Below are 596 nucleotides of genomic sequence, written 5' to 3' on the forward strand. Positions count from 1 at the left end.
TAACTCATAATTATAAATTGCTGATAACAAATTACAACGCAGACCATAACGGCGGCGACGATTGCGATAACGACTCGACAAGATTTTAAAAATTTTCAGACTCCGGTTAACGTGTTCAATAACAATTCTTTCTTGTGCTAGAACTCGATTGTAGTCTTTTTCTAAGAGAGAAAGTTTTCCATTTTTAGGTTTCTTTCTAGGAATATAACTATTGGAATGATAATCTTTTATGCCTTGATACCCACTATCTTGTAAGCTATCTGTTTCGGGATGAAAATGAACTTTACTTTTTTTAAACAAGCTAAAATCGTGGCAATGTCCTTTCCCAAAAGCAGTACAAATAATTGCTCCTGTCTCTTGATTAATGACCAATTGAGTTTTGAGGGTATGACATTTCTTCTTGCCTGAGTAATATTTTTTCTGTTTTTTTTGGGGTCGTTCAATAGCTGTTTCTGTGACATCGATCGCCACGACTGCTGGATAATCAGAGTTTTTGAGTAATGCTTTTTTCCCAGGCAGACGGAATTTTCCCGTTTTCATTAAAGTTGATTCGATGTCAATTACAATTCGGCAAATAGTTGATTCAGATACTCCCC

1 protein-coding gene is annotated in these 596 nt (G+C 35.6%); it reads right to left on the reverse strand.

The window, feature by feature from the left end:
* Positions 1 to 596, reverse strand: a 596-nt coding sequence (locus K4039_RS29720; RefSeq protein WP_265240115.1) for an IS5 family transposase, incomplete at both ends; no start/stop codon positions are given.

Origin of the sequence: Lyngbya sp. CCAP 1446/10 (assembly GCF_026130175.1) — a bacterium.
Taxonomy (GTDB): Bacteria; Cyanobacteriota; Cyanobacteriia; order Cyanobacteriales; family Microcoleaceae; genus Microcoleus.